Source organism: Eggerthella lenta DSM 2243 (assembly GCF_000024265.1).
Taxonomy (GTDB): Bacteria; Actinomycetota; Coriobacteriia; order Coriobacteriales; family Eggerthellaceae; genus Eggerthella; species Eggerthella lenta.
In genome coordinates, this window is sequence record NC_013204.1 from 1,780,680 (window position 1) to 1,798,614 (window position 17,935).

At 62.9% G+C, this 17,935-nt stretch carries 18 protein-coding genes; all 18 read left to right on the top strand.

Going from position 1 to position 17,935, the window contains the following annotated elements; all coding sequences use genetic code 11:
- The first annotated feature begins 120 nt into the window (after positions 1 to 120).
- The 18 genes from ELEN_RS07450 to ELEN_RS07535 all read left to right on the top strand — a co-directional run bounded on the left by ELEN_RS07450 (position 121) and on the right by ELEN_RS07535 (position 17,935).
- Entirely contained in the window at positions 121 to 1,824 is a 1,704-nt protein-coding gene (locus ELEN_RS07450; RefSeq protein WP_211307112.1) for an ABC transporter ATP-binding protein, read from the top strand.
- Positions 1,796 to 3,571: an ABC transporter ATP-binding protein gene (locus ELEN_RS07455; protein WP_233861616.1), complete on the top strand. Its 1,776-nt coding sequence runs from the start codon at positions 1,796 to 1,798 to the stop codon at positions 3,569 to 3,571. Before ELEN_RS07450 ends, ELEN_RS07455 begins: the two co-directional genes overlap by 29 nt.
- A 24-nt stretch (positions 3,572 to 3,595) precedes the next feature.
- Positions 3,596 to 4,177: an MptD family putative ECF transporter S component gene (locus tag ELEN_RS07460; protein ID WP_013978977.1), complete on the top strand. Its 582-nt coding sequence runs from the start codon at positions 3,596 to 3,598 to the stop codon at positions 4,175 to 4,177.
- Entirely contained in the window at positions 4,177 to 4,872 is a 696-nt protein-coding gene (locus ELEN_RS07465; protein WP_015760591.1) for an energy-coupling factor transporter transmembrane component T family protein, read from the top strand. Before ELEN_RS07460 ends, ELEN_RS07465 begins: the two co-directional genes overlap by 1 nt.
- Positions 4,863 to 6,311 (top strand): ABC transporter ATP-binding protein, encoded by a 1,449-nt coding sequence (locus ELEN_RS07470; RefSeq protein WP_015760592.1) that lies wholly within the window; start codon positions 4,863 to 4,865, stop codon positions 6,309 to 6,311. The genes ELEN_RS07465 and ELEN_RS07470 overlap by 10 nt, the downstream gene beginning before the upstream one ends.
- Positions 6,312 to 6,577: 266 nt before the next feature.
- Complete coding sequence (locus tag ELEN_RS07475) at positions 6,578 to 6,994, top strand: metal-dependent transcriptional regulator (RefSeq protein ID WP_015760593.1); 417 nt, start codon at positions 6,578 to 6,580, stop codon at positions 6,992 to 6,994.
- A 446-nt stretch (positions 6,995 to 7,440) separates the two neighbouring features.
- Positions 7,441 to 7,665 (top strand): helix-turn-helix domain-containing protein, encoded by a 225-nt coding sequence (locus ELEN_RS07480; RefSeq protein ID WP_015760594.1) that lies wholly within the window; start codon positions 7,441 to 7,443, stop codon positions 7,663 to 7,665.
- Between the two features lie 63 nt (positions 7,666 to 7,728).
- Complete coding sequence (locus ELEN_RS07485; protein ID WP_015760595.1) at positions 7,729 to 7,962, top strand: helix-turn-helix domain-containing protein; 234 nt, start codon at positions 7,729 to 7,731, stop codon at positions 7,960 to 7,962.
- 20 nt (positions 7,963 to 7,982) lie between these two features.
- Positions 7,983 to 8,444, top strand: coding sequence for a transcriptional regulator (locus ELEN_RS07490; protein WP_015760596.1), 462 nt, complete (start codon positions 7,983 to 7,985; stop codon positions 8,442 to 8,444).
- Positions 8,445 to 8,452: 8 nt separating this feature from the next.
- Positions 8,453 to 9,196: an ATP-binding protein gene (locus ELEN_RS07495; RefSeq protein ID WP_013978970.1), complete on the top strand. Its 744-nt coding sequence runs from the start codon at positions 8,453 to 8,455 to the stop codon at positions 9,194 to 9,196.
- Between the two features lie 133 nt (positions 9,197 to 9,329).
- Positions 9,330 to 9,848, top strand: a complete 519-nt coding sequence (locus tag ELEN_RS07500) for a hypothetical protein (protein WP_015760597.1) — start codon at positions 9,330 to 9,332, stop codon at positions 9,846 to 9,848.
- 91 nt (positions 9,849 to 9,939) lie between these two features.
- Positions 9,940 to 10,488 (top strand): hypothetical protein, encoded by a 549-nt coding sequence (locus tag ELEN_RS07505; protein ID WP_015760598.1) that lies wholly within the window; start codon positions 9,940 to 9,942, stop codon positions 10,486 to 10,488.
- Positions 10,485 to 12,317, top strand: a complete 1,833-nt coding sequence (locus tag ELEN_RS07510; RefSeq protein WP_015760599.1) for a VirD4-like conjugal transfer protein, CD1115 family — start codon at positions 10,485 to 10,487, stop codon at positions 12,315 to 12,317. Before ELEN_RS07505 ends, ELEN_RS07510 begins: the two co-directional genes overlap by 4 nt.
- 192 nt (positions 12,318 to 12,509) lie before the next feature.
- Positions 12,510 to 12,725, top strand: coding sequence for a hypothetical protein (locus ELEN_RS07515; protein ID WP_015760600.1), 216 nt, complete (start codon positions 12,510 to 12,512; stop codon positions 12,723 to 12,725).
- 18 nt (positions 12,726 to 12,743) lie between these two features.
- Positions 12,744 to 13,151 carry a PrgI family protein gene (locus tag ELEN_RS07520; protein WP_015760601.1) on the top strand — a complete coding sequence of 136 codons (408 nt, stop codon included), beginning with the start codon at positions 12,744 to 12,746 and terminating at the stop codon, positions 13,149 to 13,151.
- A complete protein-coding gene (locus ELEN_RS07525) occupies positions 13,135 to 15,645 on the top strand; it encodes a VirB4-like conjugal transfer ATPase, CD1110 family (protein ID WP_015760602.1) in 2,511 nt (836 codons plus the stop codon). The genes ELEN_RS07520 and ELEN_RS07525 overlap by 17 nt, the downstream gene beginning before the upstream one ends.
- The gene (locus tag ELEN_RS07530; protein WP_015760603.1) at positions 15,638 to 17,212 is read left to right on the top strand and encodes a C40 family peptidase; all 1,575 of its coding nucleotides are present in this window, start codon (positions 15,638 to 15,640) and stop codon (positions 17,210 to 17,212) included. Before ELEN_RS07525 ends, ELEN_RS07530 begins: the two co-directional genes overlap by 8 nt.
- 15 nt (positions 17,213 to 17,227) lie before the next feature.
- The gene (locus ELEN_RS07535) at positions 17,228 to 17,935 is read left to right on the top strand and encodes a hypothetical protein (protein ID WP_015760604.1); all 708 of its coding nucleotides are present in this window, start codon (positions 17,228 to 17,230) and stop codon (positions 17,933 to 17,935) included.

Sequence of the window (17,935 nt, forward strand, 5' to 3'; positions counted from 1 at the left end):
TTAACCGAAACTATACTTGAGGTGGTGCCCATGGCAGAGACAAGCGAACAAGACCGGCAACGGGATGAAGCGGGGCGGGAGGCTATCAGGCGCCTGTCTTGCCCCGTCAAGGGACGCGTCATGCTGGCGCAGGCGTTCACGGTGCTCTCGGCGCTTTTATCCTTTGCCCCGTATTTGGCTTTGGTATGGCTGGGAGACCTATTTCTGGCGGGGGAAGGCCCGCTCGCGCAGGCCGATGCCTCCAAGGTGCACGAAATTGCCCTCCTCCTCGTCATGGCGTTCCTCTCGCAGCTGTTCTTTCGCGCTCTTGCGCTCATCATCACGCATTTTGCCGATATGAAACTGCGCTACGTCATTCGCAAGGGTATCGTTGAGCGGTTGAGCCGCGCGCCTCTTGCTTGGTTTAGCGCTACGGAATCCGGCAAGGTCAGAAGCGCTGTGCAGGATGACACGAAGACGGTCCACACCGTCATCGCACACGGACCGGTCGACCGTCTTAACGGCGTTTTGCAGCCGATGGTTCTTCTGGCTTTCATGTTCTGGATCAATTGGCGCTTGGCGCTCATCGGCATCGCCACGATCCCCTTCTATTTCCTGCTGCAGGCGCTCTCTATGAAGGATATGGGACCGAAAACCGCCGAGATGAACGGGCACCTTGCACAAGTGTCCTCGACGATGGTCGAGCTCGTGTCCGGCATCAAGGTGGTCAAAGCGTTCGGAAAAACAGGAGAGGCGCATCGTAATTACGCGGACGCCGCATCGGCATTCTCGCAGTCGTACTGGGACTGGTGCGCCCCGCTCATCGGGCTTTGCTCGATTGCCGGCGAGCTCATCTCCTCCCCCTTGCTGCTGCTGATCAACCTCTGCGGCGGCGCGCTTGTCATGGGGGCAGGGTTGGCCAGCCTCCCCCAGGTTCTCGCGTGCGCGCTGATAGCCATCGTGCTTCCGACCGCCATCAGCGCTGTCGCCAACAGCACGTGGTCGTACCAGATGGCCGGCGCTGCCGCAGTCAGGCTGTGCGAGATTCTGGACACGCCGTCGATTCCCGAGCCGAAAACCCCAAAGAAGCCCGACGGGGTCGTCGTTGAGGTGAACGACGTATCGTACTCCTACGGCGATACCCAGGCCTTGCGCGGTGTCAGTCTTGTCCTTAATCCCGGTACCACGACGGCGCTCATCGGCCCGTCAGGCTCGGGTAAATCGACGCTCGCCACACTCATTGCACGCTTCGACGACCCGGAAAGCGGCTCCATCCGTCTCGGCGGCGTCGATCTGAGAGACATCTCCTCCCGTGACCTCTACAACACGGTTTCGTTCGTGCTCCAGGACCCGATGCTGATCAACGCCTCCATCGGAAGAAACATTTCTTTAGCTAAGCCGGAGGCTTCCCTGGAGGAGATTCGGGAGGCTGCCCGTACGGCGCAGATCGACGATTTCATCATGTCGCTGCCCAAGGGATACGACAGCGTTTTGGGAACGGACTGCTCGCTCTCAGGCGGCGAGAGCCAGCGCGTGAGTATAGCGCGTGCCCTTTTAGCCGACACGCCGATCCTCATCATGGATGAGGCCACCGCTTTTGCCGACCCAGATTCGGAGCTCGAGATCCAGAAAGCACTAAGTTCCTTGGTCGAAGGCCGAACGGTTCTGGCCATCGCCCACCGGCTCAACGCAATCCTAGGCGCCGATCAAATTGCCGTGTTGGAAGAAGGTAAGATCGTCGCCCTTGGAACGCATGCGGAGATTCAAGACAACGAGCATTATCAGGCGCTTCTCAAGCAAGGAGGCCTCTGCGGCAGTGAAGAAGAGGGCGATGCAGATGAGTAATTCCAAACGCTTCTTACCGAGACTTCGTCGTTATATGGACGAGGGTGATAGGCGCCAGCACCGTTTGGGAACTTTGCTCTACGCCCTTTCCGGCGTGATGTGCGGCATCGGTCTCGCCATCATGATGCCGGCGACCATGGCTCTCCAGTCCGGCGACCCCCAATGGGGCTTGACGTTTTGGGGCTGGGCAGTCGCGCTTGCGGCGGTGACAGTCGTCGGCTCAACAGCCTCGTTCTTCGGTACCAAGCTCAGCTATGCAGCGGGGTTAGGCTTCATGCGCAATATGCAGGTGGTCATCGGGAACAAGGTGTCGCGTTTGCCACTTGGCTGGTTTAAGGCGGATAGTGCCGGAAGGCTTTCGCGCATGGTTACGCAGGAAATGATCTCGACCGGACAGGCCGCTGCTCTTTATGTTGGCCAGCTTATAAAAAACGCTGCCGCCGCAATCGTGTTCTGTGCTGCCGTGTGGCTTTGGAGCTGGCAAATTGGAATCATGCTGACGCTTTCCATCCCAATCCTTTTCCTTCTTCTGCGCGTTTCACAGGCATGCGTCGGAAAAGGAAACGGGTTAGAGGATTCCGCCGAGCGGGACATCGCCGCGAGGATAGTCGAGTTCGCACGATGCCAGGGAGCCCTGCGCGCCTGCCGTGCGGGTGCCGACTATGCGGAGCTTGAGGATAGTTTCGTAGAAGGCAGAAAGCGGTCGGTCCGCGGCCTGTGGTGGAGCGCCCTCGGCGAAATCCTTTCCGGGGCGAGCGTGCAGATGCTCGTTGTGAGCATGATCATCGCGGTGAGCTACTTGGGTGCAAGCGGAAGCATCGGGGCGCTTGAAACAGTGGTCATGATCGGCGTCGCACTAAGGTTCACCACGCTCCTCAACGAGATCGCCTCAGCCCTATTCGGGATGGAGGACCGTCGGGCAATGCTCGACGGCATGGACGAGGTCGTCGAAGCGGCCGAGCTGCCGGTTGTGGACGCGTCGAAAGCTTGTCCGACCGACGCAAGCGTCCGGATGGGAGAGGTTCGCTTTTCCTACGTGAAGGAGAAGCCAATCCTTCGTGGAGTCGATCTCGACGTTCCGGAAGGCAGCATGGTCGCCATCGTGGGCCCGTCTGGCTGCGGCAAGACGACCATGCTCAAGCTAATCGCGCGTTTTTACGACGTCGACGACGGAGCGGTCAGGATCGGCGGCGTAGACGTCCGCGATATGACGACAGAGGATCTTTTCGCTCGGGTGTCTTTCGTTTTCCAGGACGTCTATCTCTTTAACGACACGCTGCGAAACAACGTCCTTATGGCGAACCCGGATGCTTCGGAGGAGCAGCTTCGCGCGGTCGCTGACCTTGCCGGGGTGACGGAGGTCGTCGAGCGCCTTCCTGAGGGCTGGGAGACGCTGTGCGGCGAAGGGGGTCGCTCGCTTTCCGGCGGCGAGCGGCAGCGCGTTTCCATAGCCCGCGCGCTTCTCAAGCAAGCCCCCATCGTGCTCCTGGACGAGGCGACGTCGGCTCTCGATGCGGAAAACGAGAAGAACGTCGTTCGCTCAATAGAGACGCTCAAACGGCGCTCCACGCTCATCGTGGTCGCGCACAAGCTCGAAACCGTGCGCATGGCGGACAAGATCGTGGTCATGGATAGCTCGGGCAAGGTTGCGGAGACAGGGACGCACAACGAGCTGATCGCCCTCGAAGGAGAATACAAAGACTTCTGGGACAAGCGCAACGCGAGCTCCCAGTGGCAATTGGTCTAGCAAACAGAGCAAAAGGAGGCTCACATGAAACTGAAGGACATCGCGACAATAGCGGTACTGGGAGTGATCGGATTCGCCCTCGGGATGGGCGTCGGCATGATAACAGGCATGTTCGGCGCGCTTTCCATGTACGTCTCGGCGGGATTCGCGGCCTTCTTCGTCGGTCCCGTTTACACCATCATGGCGCGCAAGGTGCAAAAACGGGGGACGGCCTTCTGCTTCTGGTTGATCTACGGCGTGCTCTACGCGATCATGGGCTTCGCCGTCGCGACGCCCCTGTGCCTGATCGCGGGCATCGTCGCAGAGATCATCGCCGGCGACTACGGAAACAAGAAGAGGGTGTGGCTGTCGTTTTCGGCATCGATGTTCATCTACTCGATGCACATGATAGTGTTCGTGCTCGTTCTGGGATCCGATGGGCTGGCGACTTTCGTCGAGAGCATCTCGCTTGAACAGGCGCAGCAGATGGTGGCGATGTACACGGTCGATATGATGGTCATCTGCGTGCTGATCAATATTGTGACCGAGCTTCTGGCCGGGCGTTTCGGAATGTTCATCAACGACAAGTTCTTCGAAAAGGGCGCGAAGGAAAGCAGGCTGGGTTGATGGGGCGAACGGGTCTGCTCGACAGCGGGCGCGAGGGGCATCTGCACCCGCTGACGCTCTTCGCGCTGACGCTTCTGGCGCTCATCCAAGCGTTTCTCGCCAATCAGCTGGTATATGCCCTCGTTCTGGCGCTGTCGTTTCTCGTCCTTTTGGACGTCTCGCCGGCGTCCTTCTTGAGGCAGCTCGCGCTCTTTGCGGTGGCATGCGGGGTCGTGCAGCTGATCCTGCATGTCGACATCGGCTATGTCACGAGCATCTTCCTGGGCGTGGCGGTTTTGGTGGTGAGGGTCTTCCCCGTCGTCAACATCGGTTGCGCCCTCATGATGACGAGCTCCTCGAAGCTTCTGGCGAGCATGCGCAAGCTGCACGTTCCGAACAGAGCCGCAGTCGGCGCAGTCATAGGGTTGCGCTTCCTCGACGAGATGGGCGATCGCGTGAAGGAGATAAAGCGCGGGATGCGGGTTCGCGGGCTGCGCCCGAGCCCGCTTCGTCCCGTGCACGCCTTCGAGCTCTACTTCGTTCCCCTTGTGTACAAGTGCCTGCACGTGAGCGAGACGCTCGTCTCCTCCGTGATTTCGAAAGGAATCGAAGCGAATTGCGAAAAGACGAGCTACCGAAGTCTCTCCTTCGGTCTGCTTGACGGAGCCGCCTTGGGCGTCGGAGTCGTTCTTTTGGGGGTCGCGGTATGGATGTGATTGACGTCGACATTCGGTCTTTCTCATACAAGGGAGAAGATCTCGCGGCATTGAAGAACGTGCGGTTTTCGGTGGAGCGCGGCGAGCTCGTCGTACTCACCGGCAACTCCGGGTGCGGGAAGACCACTCTCCTGCGCGCCATGAACGGTTTGATTCCCGATCAGTACGAAGGCGAGCTCGATGGGAGAATCGAGCTTCTCGGGAAAAGCCTGGGAGAGTTCTCCTCCGGCGAGCTCGCCCGCACGATCGGCAACGTGTTCCAGAATCCGACCGATCAGTTCTTCACCCGCAAGGCGGCCGACGAGGTGGCCCTCGTCGGCGAGAATCTGGGCATGCCTCGCGAGGAGCTGATCGAAAGGGTCGAGTCGGCTTTCGAGAGCATGAAAATCGCGCATCTGGCGGGCAAGGACCTCATAGGCCTCTCGGGAGGAGAGAAGCAGCGCGTCGCCATAGCCTCGACGCTCGTCTACGACACCCAGGTGATTTTCTTCGACGAGCCGTCCGCCAGCCTCGACCACGAAGGGATAGAGGACTTTCGCCGAATCCTCGCCGATTTGAAGGCCCTCGGCAAGACCGTCGTCATCGCCGAGCACAGGCTTTACTTTCTGGCGGATCTCTACGACAGGCTCCACGTCATGGCGGGCGGCCAAATCGTCGATTCGTTCGCAGCGGGTCGGCTTCGCGCGGAGGATTGCGCGCGCTATGGACTTCGCGCGCTCGATCTACACGGCCTGAACCCGGAAAACCACCGTCAGCTCGGGGCGGAGGTCGCTTCAATGAAAGGCGTTTCGGTCTCCGCAGGCGGGCGAGCCCTGATCGGGCCCTTGACGCTCTCTTTGCGAGAGGGCGAGGTTATGGGCGTCCTTGGGGCAAACGGAGTCGGAAAGAGCACGCTCGCCCGGGCGATGTGCGGCCTTGCGGGCGGTCGACAGGCCTTCTCGTGGGGAGTTCGGCCTCGGCAGAGGCTTCGCCGATCGTACTACATGATGCAAGACGTCGATTACCAATTGTTCTTCGACACGGTGGAAAACGAAATCCTGACCGACCAGAAAAGCATCGACGACAACCGTCTCAACGAGGTGGCGCGTATCGTCAAGGCCATCGACCTATGGGACAAGAGGACCGAGCATCCGCAAAACCTATCAGGAGGCCAGAAGCAGCGTTTGGCGCTGGCTTGCGCCTTTCTGAGCAGCAAGGAGATTGTCGTTCTGGATGAGCCGACATCGGGACTCGACTTCATGCACATGGCGAGGATTGCCGGGCTCATCGAGGAGCTTGCCAAAGGCCGTCCCGTGGCCGTCATCACCCATGACCTTGAGTTCCTGTTCAAGGTCTGCACTTCGGCTCTGATGGTGGGGCGAGACGGCTGCGAGAAGGTCGACCTGCGGGCGCCCGGATCCAGCAAAAGCGTCCTTAGGTTCATGGGGTGCGTTCGCTAGTTGTCTTCACTCGACGTAGCGGAAGCCGATTCCACGTCCCTTCCCGGATGGCAGAAGAGGCGTGCCGCATGGAGCAGTGCATCTACGGATTCTTTCGAGAACCCCTCCTCCTGCCTGGAGCGGATCGAGGATTCTCTTCGATGAGGGATCGGCATCGCCAATCGGCCGGCCCCATCGTCTTCGCCGATGCGGGGTCGGCTCGTGCGGCGGACTGTTCGCGAAGCCGTGTCGCCTGCAGGGACTAGGCGAACGAGAGGATGATTTGAATGAGGGATGAAGCCGATGCGAGCCGCGGCTCACGGAGCAGGGCGACAACCAAGTCGTCCGAAGACTACCTCGAGGCCATCCTCGTGATCCGCCGCCTGCGCGGGTCGTGCCGCAACGTGGACATCGCCGAGCGCCTGGGCTTCTCGAAGGCGAGCGTCACCAAGGCGCTCGGCAACCTGGCTCGTAAGGGCCTTGTCGAGGTGGTCGATCACGACGTTCGCTTGACCGCAGCTGGAAAGCACCTTGCCGAGGAGACGCTATCTAAACACCGCTTCTTCGAGCGTCTGCTCGCCAACGCCGGGGTGAATGCGGAAGTTGCCTCCAAAGAGGTATGCCGCATGGAGCACTGCATCTCCACGGATTCTTTCGAGAAGCTCTCCTCCCACCTAGGGCGGATTCAGGATTCCCTTCGATAAGGGATCAGCATCACCAAGCGACCGGCCTCATCGCCTTCGGCAATGCGGAGTCGGCTTATCTTTCATGATAGCCCCGATTCATCTGGTGAGTTCCCCTACCAGCAAAGCGGCCCTCCGAATTGGACGGGGCCGCTTTGCTATGTCGTTCTCTTCTTCCTTGTCAGGTCCCCACCTCATCATCTCGATTATCTGCGGCCAAGGCCTTCAAGTTGCAGGACGCATCCCGAAAATCAAGGCACATAAAGCAAAACTACTACCTGGGTGGCGCTTGCGGCGGATTGCGCAGATTTCGTCAACGAATGACATGCAGGGACTTAGCGGGACAAGCCCGCTTTTCCCGTTTTGACCCCATTCGACTCCGGCTCGAACATGACCGAAAGGACTTTATTGGAGCTATCGGTGCTCGAAACGCTTTAAGAGCGCCTTGTGGAGACGAAAGGAAACCCATGGACGTATCGGAAGACGGCATCAGAGGCCTTCGGCGATTCGGAGGATCGAGCCAATCGCTGTCCGACCTCGTTGATGCGGAGGAAGTGTCCCGGCATCTCGGAATAACGCCCAGAAGGGTGCTGTCGATGGCCCGCAAGGGCTCGATTCCCTGCGTGAGGCTCAGCGCGAAGACCATTCGCTTCGATATCGAAGCTGTCGACCGGGCCCTTGGAAGGCGGTAGGCATGCTGACGGCGCTCTTGCGCGCGCTGCCGCGTTCCGCCGCCTTCGGAAGGAGCACTCGATATGATTTCTGATAGAAAAACATCTGGCGTCTTCGTCAAGACGCCCGTCCTTGTCCAGGACACGTATTCGGTCGAGGAGATTGCAATTCTGTTCCGCGTAAGCCGAAACAGCGTCTACGAGTGGCACAAGCGCGAGGACGACCCCCTGCCTTTGAGGCGCATGAACGGCAAGAAGCGCGGGTTCTTCGCCTATCGCGACGAGCTCCTCGAGTGGAGCAAGCGCAATGCGGTCTAGGGACGCGGGGAACGACCGGCATGGCGGAGCGTAGCGACGAGGCTTTCATCATCGTAAGGGAGTTCATGACGAGGGGGCTCGGCCTCACAGGCCTCCCCCTCCTTGTGTACGCCCGGATCTACGGCTTCTGCGAAAGCGGATCCCCCTACTTCGAGAGCAAGGCGCATCTGGGCAAGATTCTCGGAGTCGACACGCGAAGCGTTGTCCGAGCGGTGAGGAAGCTCGAGGAGGTGGGCCTTGTGTTCGAGGTAGGCCGCCAAGAGCTTTCCAAAGGGAGGGAGACGAAGGTCTACCGCATAGACTTCGAGGCGGCCCGAAGGGCGAAGGGGGCAATCGAGGGGGCCGGCCAGTCGACGCATGGCGAAATGCCATCGGATGACCGCGGGCCGCGCCCGTGCCGCCTTCTGCATGACCAGACGCCATGCCGACCCCTGACGCCTTGCCAGCTAATAACAAAGACGGAAAACAAAGATTACAGATAGGACGTGCCATGGGCGAATCGAAGCCGACGCATTCGGAGGCTTGCTGCGAATACTGCGGGCGCCCCCTCGCTCCATGCGTGGTCGAGTTCGGCGCCAGGCGGATCGTCGCGGGGTTCCGCGAATGCGACTGCGAGGGCGCACGCGGGCAAAGGGCGCGAGCCGAGAGGATGGAAGCCGCGAAGAGGGAAGCGCGCCTGGCCGAGCGCCGCAAGCGCGCGGGGATCCCGAAGCGGTTCCTCGGCGCGACCGTCCAGCACCAGGACCTCATCGACTACCTCGAGTCGTTCGAGGGCAGCGCAGGGCGAGGCCTCTACATATACGGCTCGGTCGGAAGGGGGAAAAGCTATTCAGCCGCAGCCTTGGCGAACGCCTTCGTGGACGCCGGCTACCGCACGGTGTTCACAACGGCATCGGCGATGCTCGAGAGGATCAAGGCGAGCTTCTCGGGGAACGGGGAGACCGATTCGGTCATTTCCAGATACGCTGCATGCGACGTCCTCGTCCTCGACGACCTCGGCAAAGAGGATGCCAAGGAGTGGTCCTCGAACATGATGTTCCTTGTGATAAACGCCCGATACGAAAACATGAGGCCGACCATCTTCACCTCGAACTACTCGCCCCAGGCGCTATCGAAAAGGCTTGGAAGGAAGGGAGAGACGGAGACCGCCGAGGCTATCGCGAGCCGGCTCTCGGAGACCACCATCCCCATCCACCTCACGGGGCCGGATATGAGGATTGCGTCAAGGATGTGACCGACGGGACTTGCCGGGACGACGGCGCCTTCTCCCGCCGACGCCATCGGCGAGTCTGTGAGTAAATCGCGACAAGAATCGAGGGCAGTCGGCGTGCGGATGGCAGCCGACTCCGGAAGGCGATGGAGGAACGATGACGGGCAGGTTGAAGGAAGCCGACGAGAGAACCAAGCGGGAGCTCGCCGACAAATGCCAGGAGAACGGCTGGCTCAGGCGGGGCGGATACCCCTGGCAAGACGACCCCTACCTCGAGGAATACCCCTACGAGTTCGCGAAGGCCGGCAGCGTGGAAGAGCTGCGCGGCTTCTTCGCGCACGGAAACTGGGCGCTGCGCCAGGGGATCGTGTACGAGGATCTCGCCTTCGTGCAGCAGGTCGACGGCGGCGACGAGTGGTGGACGCTGAAGCGCACCGACTCCGGCTGGCTCGCCTTCGAGAGTTGGTCCTTCGGCCGCATCGTGCAGGAGCCCGAGAGGTTCTCACATGCGATAGAGTGCATGCATCGCGCAACTCCAGAGCAGTGCAAGCGCCTCGAGTACATGGAGGCGGTTCCGAGCATCGAGGATGCCGCCAGACGCGCACGCGATTCCATCCAGCAACTGAACAAAACGGCGATGACGCCCACGCGCGGCGCGCGGGCGGAGCTTCGCTGAACACACTTACGAAGGCGGGTTCACCCCGCCTTCTCTGTTTTCGGAAAGCGACTGGGACAGTCTGTCCCACCAAGAGGAAGGGACAAGAAGCATGACAAACGACTTCGGCGACGACTCCGGAGAGAAACTCGTCGACTGGATGATCCGCATAGGTCAGGATGCCGGCGAGGCGGCCATGATGGCCAGCGGCGAGCGGCTCGCATCGGCATTCAGGCGCGCCCGCGGCGAAGACGCAATCGAAGGCGGGGCCGAACCTGGCCGCAGCGTGGCCGAGTGGGCAAAGCTCGACCTGTCCGAATTCACAGCGCTTCCCGAGTACGAGACCATCCGCCAGGCCATCGACGAGAAACTCTCGCGCGAGGGCATCCGACACGAGTTCGCGCCCATGCCGGAGGGCGAGCATCTCGTCTTCATGGTCGAGGATGCGCCCGCAGTGAACGAGGCTTTCAAGGACCTCGAGAAGACCACGCGCGCATCCGCCCAGCGCGCGGGAAAGGAACTCTCGCAGATGCGCGAGCGTATCAAGGGCGAACCCATCGCGGAGAAGGCGGCGCGCGCCAGGGAGGCGTCATCCCGACTGGAGGCCGCCAAGGGAAAGTCGCGCGAGATGTCGCGCGGCGTCGAGACGAGGGCGAAATGAGGCCGCTTGCGCAGGCGCTCGCGGCGGGTGCCGCAAGCGCCGCCTGCTTCTGCGCCGGAGACGCGCTCGCGGCTGCGGCCGCCGCGTCGGGGTTCCCCGCATGCGACGCCCCAGTCCTGCTGTCGGCGATTCCCGAAACGGGGCTCGCGGCGGAGCCCATGGCGCTTGCCGTGGGCCTCATGGCCGCATGCATACCCTGGGCGGTCTGGGCGCGCAGCCTCGTGCGCGCGGGCACGTACCGCCAGGGCGAGGAGCACGGCTCCGCCCGCTGGGGAACCCTCAAGGAGGGACGAGCGTTCATGGACAGGAAAGACAAGGCGAACAACATCCTGCTCTCGAGGGACTTCGCGCTCGCGCTCAAGCCGAAGCGCTTCGACCTCAAGCACGACCGAAACCGCAACGTCTGCGTGCTCGGCGGCCCCGGATCGGGCAAGACGCGCTACTACGTCAAGCCCAACCTCATGCAGGCAAACGCCGACTTCCTCGTCACCGATCCCAAGGGAACCCTCCTCGGCGATGTCGGCTGGATGCTCGAGGACGCCGGATACGACATACGCACCTTCGACACGACCGACTTCTCCCGCTCGATGCACTACAACCCGCTTTCATACGTGAAGGACCAGGCCGACATCCTCGTCTTCGTGGAGTGCCTGATCAAGAACACCACGCCCGACGACCGCAAGGGGTCGGACCCCTTCTGGGAGAACTCCGAGCGCCTGCTCTACACGGCGCTGGTGGCCTACCTCGTCTACCACGCGCGACCCGAGGAGAGGGACCTCAACTCCCTCATGCTGCTACTGAGCCTCGCGGAGGCGCGCGAGGAGGACGAGTCCTACATGAGCCCGCTCGACCTCATATTCGAGGAGCTCGAGACGGGCATGCGCTTCATGGAGCGCGGGCGCGGGCGCGAGGCGCGGGAAGAGCGCCCCTTCGACGACGGGGGCGACTGGGGCTGGGTCCGCATCGCCGAGCCCCGCGACCCGGAGGAGGACTTCGCGCTGTCAAACTACCGCGCCTTCAAGGTGGCGGCCGGGAAGACCCTGAAGTCGATCATCATTAGCTGCAACGTGCGCTTGAAGCCCCTTTCGGTCGATGCGGTCTCCGATCTCGTCGCATACGACGAGATGGCGCTCGACTCTCTCGGCTCGGGAGAGGGCAGCCACGCCATCTTCGCGAGCATGTCGGACTCGGACTCGACTTTCGACTTCCTCTTCGCGCTGCTCATGTGGCAGGCCACGAGCGTGCTCTACAAGACGGCTCTCGCTCGCTTCGGGGGCTCGCTCAAGCGCCCCGTGCACTTCCTGCTCGACGAGTTCGGCAACATCGGCACGGTGCCCGACTTCGAGCGCGTCATCGCCACGGCCCGCTCGCGCAACGTGAGCTTCAGCATCATCCTGCAGTCGGCCAGCCAGCTCGAGCGCGCCTACAAGAAGGAGGGCGCGAAGACCATCCTGGACTGCTGCGACACCGTGGTGTTTCTCGGCGGCAAGTCGACCGAGACCAACGAGATGATCTCCAAGATGGTCGGCAAGCAGACCGTGAAGGTGCTCACGGAAAGCGACTCGAGGGGCGCGAACCGCTCCACCACCCAGAACTACAACGTGATCGAACGCGACCTCATGACGCCCGACGAGGTGGGAAGGCTCCCGCGCGACGAGTCGATCGTGCTCATCAGCGGGACCTACCCCCTGAAGGGCGCGAAGTACCGCATCGAGGAGCATCCCTCCTATCCCGAGGTGGACCCCGGGCATGCGGGCGCGAGGCACGAGGAGCGTTTCGACTTCAAGGAGTACCGGGAAAGGAGAGGCGGTGATGCGCCCATGAGATGAGAGATGGGACGGCGGGAGCCGACACTCCCTTGACAAGCGCGGCGCGGCCAGCTTCCACACAAGCCCGCCGCGCGCCGTCCCGGATGCAAAGGGGCGCGAGATGCGCTCCACGACCAATTGTACCAACCGGGGCGGCCGCCTCAAACCCAACCGTTGCGGCCGCCCACAAGCAAGACATGCAAAGGAGCCAAGATGCTCTCAAACATCATCGGACTCGTCTCCGGCTGCGTCACGTTCCTAGGGGGTTTCTTAATCGTCTGGGGCGCGGTGTCGCTCGGCCTCGCCATCCGAGAGCAGCAGGGAGGCGCTCAGATCGCCAGCGCGATCTCGACCATCGCTGGCGGGGCGATCATAATCGCCGCCGCCATCTACTTCGGCCAGCTCGACACGTCCTGGCTCCCCGCCTAAGGGAAGGAGGATGTGCAAATGCTATCCGTAAGGGTCCAGAAGGACATCGGCGAGTACACCGAGAAGATCGTGGGCAAGCTCTCCGCGCGCACGCTCGCGTGCCTCGCAGGCGGACTCGCCTCCGCCGTCGGAGCCGCGGCGCTCTGCCAGTTCGCCCTCGGCATCGAGGTGCGCGATGCAGCCTTGCCGGTCATGTGCGCATCCATGCCGTTCTGGCTCGCGGGGTTCTGGCGGCCCCATCACATGAAATTCGAGAAGTTCGTCCCGCTCTGGCTCGACTTCAAGCTCGAGGACCAGAGGATCCTCTACCGCTCCACACCCGTGCTCGAGGGTGCGCAGACCTCTCCCGTGCCGGGACGCCCTTCGCGAAAGGCCAAGCGCAAGGCGAAGAGGAAGGGGGCGGAGGCGAATGCTGCTGTTCGATAAGACCAATAAGAAACCCAAGGAAAAGGAGGCGGCGGCACGCAAGGGCAGGCTGCCCGTGCGCGGCGCGCATGCCCGCACGACGAGGCTCGAGGAAGAGGAGAAGAAAGTCGAGCAGGCGGCGCGCCGCAAGAGGCGCGCGCGAGCCGAGGCCAAAGACGTCCTTTCCGCGATCGGCTACGACGCCATGTACGCCGACGGGACCGCGCAGGTCGAGGAGGGCCTCTTCAGCCAGACCATCGAGTTCGGGGACATCAGCTACCAGTCCGCGCGCGAGGAGAACCAGCAGTCGGTGTTCGCGGCGATGAGCGAGCTCTACGACTACTTCGGCTCGGAGACCTCCGTGCAGCTCACCATAACCAACACTCCCATACCCGAGCGCGAGATCGGGCGCAAGCGCTTCTTCGAGAAGAGCGACCCGCGCGTCGACGAGTACGTCGAGGAGTACAACCGCATCCTCAACGACAAGATGCGCGAGGGGGTCTCCAACCTCGTGCGCCACCGCTATCTCACCTTCCTCGTGGGGGCGGACGACCTCGATGCCGCAGCGCCCAGGCTCGCCCGAGCCCGCGGCGACTGCATGCAGACGCTCGCCCGCATCCGCTGCGAGGCGCGCATGCTCGACGGGGCAGAGCGCCTCGAGCTCGTCCAGTCACAGCTGCGGCCGAAAGCGGAGTTCACCTTCTCGTGGGACAAACTGTCCCAGCTAAGCGGGCTTCGCACCAAGGACCTCATTGCGCCCTCGGTGCTCGACTTCAAGCCGGACGGGCGCGCCGACTGCTACCGGGCGGACGGCACCTGGTGCCGCGTGCTGGTCTTCCGCGGATTTGGCAGCGATCTCGAGGACGACTGCATCGCCAACGTCGTAGACCTGCCGATGCCGCTCAACGTCACGCTCCACATCCATCCCATGGGCAAGGCCGCCGCGGTGGCCTACGTGAAGAAGCGCATCGCCTGGATGGACAAGGAGGTCATCGACGAGCAGATGAGCGCGGTCAAGAAGGGCTACGACTTCTCCATCCTGCCTCCCGAGCTCTCGCACTCCAAGGAGGAGGCCGAAGAGCTCCTCGACCAGCTCCAGAACAAGAACCAGCGACTGTTCACCTACACGGGGCTCGTGTTCACCTACGCGGACACGGCAGAGGCCCTCGACCACCAGACCCGCCAGATCATGGCGGCGGCGCGCCAGCGCTCCATCGAGGTGGAGCCGCTTTCGTACCGCCAGCGCCAGGGCATGAACTCGATCCTGCCTTTGGGGCTCAACCACGTGGAGGTTTCGCGCTACATGACGACCGCGCAGATCGTCATACAGATGCCCTTCGCCTCCCAGGAGCTCAACCAGGAAGGCGGCGGCTACTACGGCCAGTCCAAGCAGTCGGGCAACCTCGTCATCTGCAACCGCAAGAAGCTCGCGAGCCCCATGGGGTTCGTCTGCGGCAAGCCGGGCTCGGGCAAGAGCTTCAGCGTCAAGCGCGAGATCATGAACACTATCCTGGCCTATCCCGACGACGAGGTGATCGTCTTCGACCCGGCGGGCGAGTACGCGCCGGTCGTGGAGCCCGCGGGCGGGACCTGCATACGCTTCTCGCCGGACACCGACACGTTCATGAACCCCTTCGACCTCTCCGACGTCGCCGACAAGGCCAACCAGGCGCAGCTCGCCTTCAAGATCGACGCGATACTGGCACTCTCGAGCGCGACCATGGCAGAGGGGCGCGAGGGGCTGCCCGAGGCGGACAAGTCGATCATCAGCCGCTGCGTGGAGCTTGCCTACATGCGCTGTGAGGGCAAGGGGCGCCTGCCCGTCCTCGGCGACTTCTACGAGCTGCTGCTCGAGCAGGAGGAGCCCGAGGCGCGCGACATCGCGCTTCGCTACGAGCGCTACGTGAAGGGGGCGCTTTCGTTCTTCAACCACCAGAGCAACGTGGGTTTCACCAACCGCATCACCAACGTCGACTTCAAGGACCTCTCGCAGAACATGAGGGTCTTCGGCATGCTCACGGCGCTGGAAGCGGTGCGCAACCGCATGTACGCGAACTTCGAGCGCGGCGTGACCACCTGGCTCTACATCGACGAGGTGCAGAGCCTCTTCGGGCACCCGGCGATCATCAGCTACTTCTCCAAGTTCTGGGCGGAGGGCCGCAAGTTCAACCTGATCTGCACGGGCATCACGCAGAACTCGACCTACATGCTCGAGCACGAGGACGCCCGCAACATGGTGCTGAACTCGGATTTCGTGCTCCTGCACAAGCAGAGCCACCTCGACCGCAAGAGCTGGGTCGACCTGCTGGCCCTCTCGGCCCAGGAGGAGGGCTACATCGACGACTCGATCAAGGCCGGCGAGGGCCTCCTGGTGGCGGGAGGCGTGCGCGTGCCGCTCAAGGACGACTTCCCGAAGGGCGCGCTCTACGACCTGTTCAACACCAAGCCCGAGGAGATCGCCCAGATAAAGCGCGCCCAGGCGTTCGCGCGGGCCCGGGAGGGCGGCGATGCCTGAGAGCGCGGCGACATACTCGGACGGATCGGCACGGCTCGAGGCGGCAAGCCGCGAGCAGGCGCGTGCGCTCGGGATGGACGACCGGCCAGACGCCATCTCGGCGGGGATCGTGAAAGGATCGACCGAGCGCGCGGGCGAGGTGCTCTCATCGAAGGGCGAATCTCCGGGGCGGGGCAGGGCGGACTTCGCCGAACCCTCCCCTGTCGGTGCGGGCAGGCCGAAGGTGAAATCCCGCCTCGCCGCCCAGGCCAAGGGGAACCTCAAGCGCGCGATCGCCGATGCCGCCGCGTCCGAGGCGGACGACTCCGAGGAGCTCTCCGGCATCGGACAGGCGAGCAACACCTTCCGCGGCGCACGCTCCGTCATCGCACGGCATTCCGCCTCCAAGAAGGCTACTGCCGCCTCGAAGCCTAAAGGCCCGCTGAAAGGGGCCGCAAAGCATGCCAAGGCGGGGGCCTTCGGTCAAGGCGCTGCCGCGAAGGCCCGGCATGCGGCCGTCAGCCAGGCATCTGCCGGGGCTGCGAAGGCTGCGGCATCCGCCGGCGGCAAGGGCGCGGTCGTGAGCGCGGGCTCGTCGGTTGCTGTCCCCGTGGCGGGCGTGCTCGCGGCGATCATGGCGTTTTTGCTCGCCGTGCTCGCAATCTCCCAGATCGTGAGCGCCCTTTTCGGGTTCTGGGAAAACGAGGCGTCCAAAGCCTCCCTCGAGGGGCTGCCGCCCTACATCACCTACGAGATGGTCGAGGAGGCGCTCGCGTGTCAGGAGGAGTACGGGCACCCCGCAGGATGCACGATCGCGCAGATCATCGTCGAGTCGGGGCAGGGCGACCACCTCTCGGGGCTCGCCACGCAGGACCACAACCTGTTCGGCATGAAGTGGTCGAGCTCGTATGCGCTGTGCGAGGAGGTCGCGGGGAAGAGCTCGTGGAGGACCGGCGAGGAGTACGGCGGCGAGCAGGTCACCATCACGGCGGACTTCATCAGCTTCGTCGGCGACGCGGAGTGCATCCGCTTCCGCAGCCGCGTCTTCCTGCAGGCCGATCGCTACGCGTCAAACGCGCTCATACGCGAGGCGATTGCGAACCACGACTCGGACAAGATGGCCGAGGGGCTCAAGGACGCGGGATGGGCGACGAGCTCGAGCTACGTCGAGAGCCTGAAATCCACCATGGAGACCTACAACCTCTACCGTTTCGACGGCATGAGCCTGGAGGACTTCAGGTCCGGGGCGGTCTTGGCAGATGCGATCGTCTCCGCCGCCTACAGCCAGCTCGGTGTCCCCTACGTGTGGGGCGGGACGACCCCGGGCGTCGGCCTGGACTGTAGCGGGCTCACCCAGTATTGCTACAAGCAGGCCGGCATCTCGATACCGCGCAACACCGAGGCCCAGTACGCGCAGGGAAAGAAGATCGCGCTCTCGGAGGCGCAGCCCGGCGACATCCTCTACCGCATGGGGCATGTCGGCATCTACATAGGGGGCGACCGCTACATCCACGCGCCCCATCGGGGCGAGGTCGTGAAGATCGCAAGCGGGATCTCGAGCTTCACCTGCGCCCTGTCGTATCGATAGACAAGGAGCAAGAAGATGGACAAGAAGACGAAACTGATGGCCATATGCGCCGCGGGCGCCGCAGCGATCCTGATAGGGGCAGGGCTCGCGCGTTGCGCGATAGAGCCGAGCGAACCCGAGGCCGTCGTTCCCGTAGAGGAGCGAAGCCAGAAGATAGAGAAGGCGGACGAGTCGCTCGCGGGCTATGCGGGCACCACCTGGGAAAGCGAGGACGGAGCGTGCACGCTCACGCTTTCCGACTCGACGATCGTCGAGTCTGGAGAGGCCGGGGTGCAGGTGATGTACTACGAGGTGCTCTCAGAGGAGTCCGCCGACGCTGGCGTCTCGGCGCAGATATCCTTCACGCGCTCGGCGGGTGAGGCCGCCTCCCAGACACTGCTCTCCATAAGCGATGCGGGAGGCCGAAAGAGCATCTCCTGCGACGCGTTCTCGCTGTCGAAGAACTACCTCATCGCCGAAGGCTCCGATGCCGGGCTCGAGCTTGCCGCGCACCCCTCTGAGCTAAACGACCTCCTCGATGCCGAGGATCCCGAGATCGCCTCCGCCATCGCGCAGAGGGCGTCGATCGCATCCCCGACGGCGACGCTCGCCACCTGGGACGGCGAGGTCTACATCGACTGCAACGAGGACGTCCTCACAACGTCCTTCCACCTGAACGACGCAGCATCGACGATCGTTCAGCTCTCCCTAGACCGCGCGAGCGGGGAGCTGAGCGCGCTATGA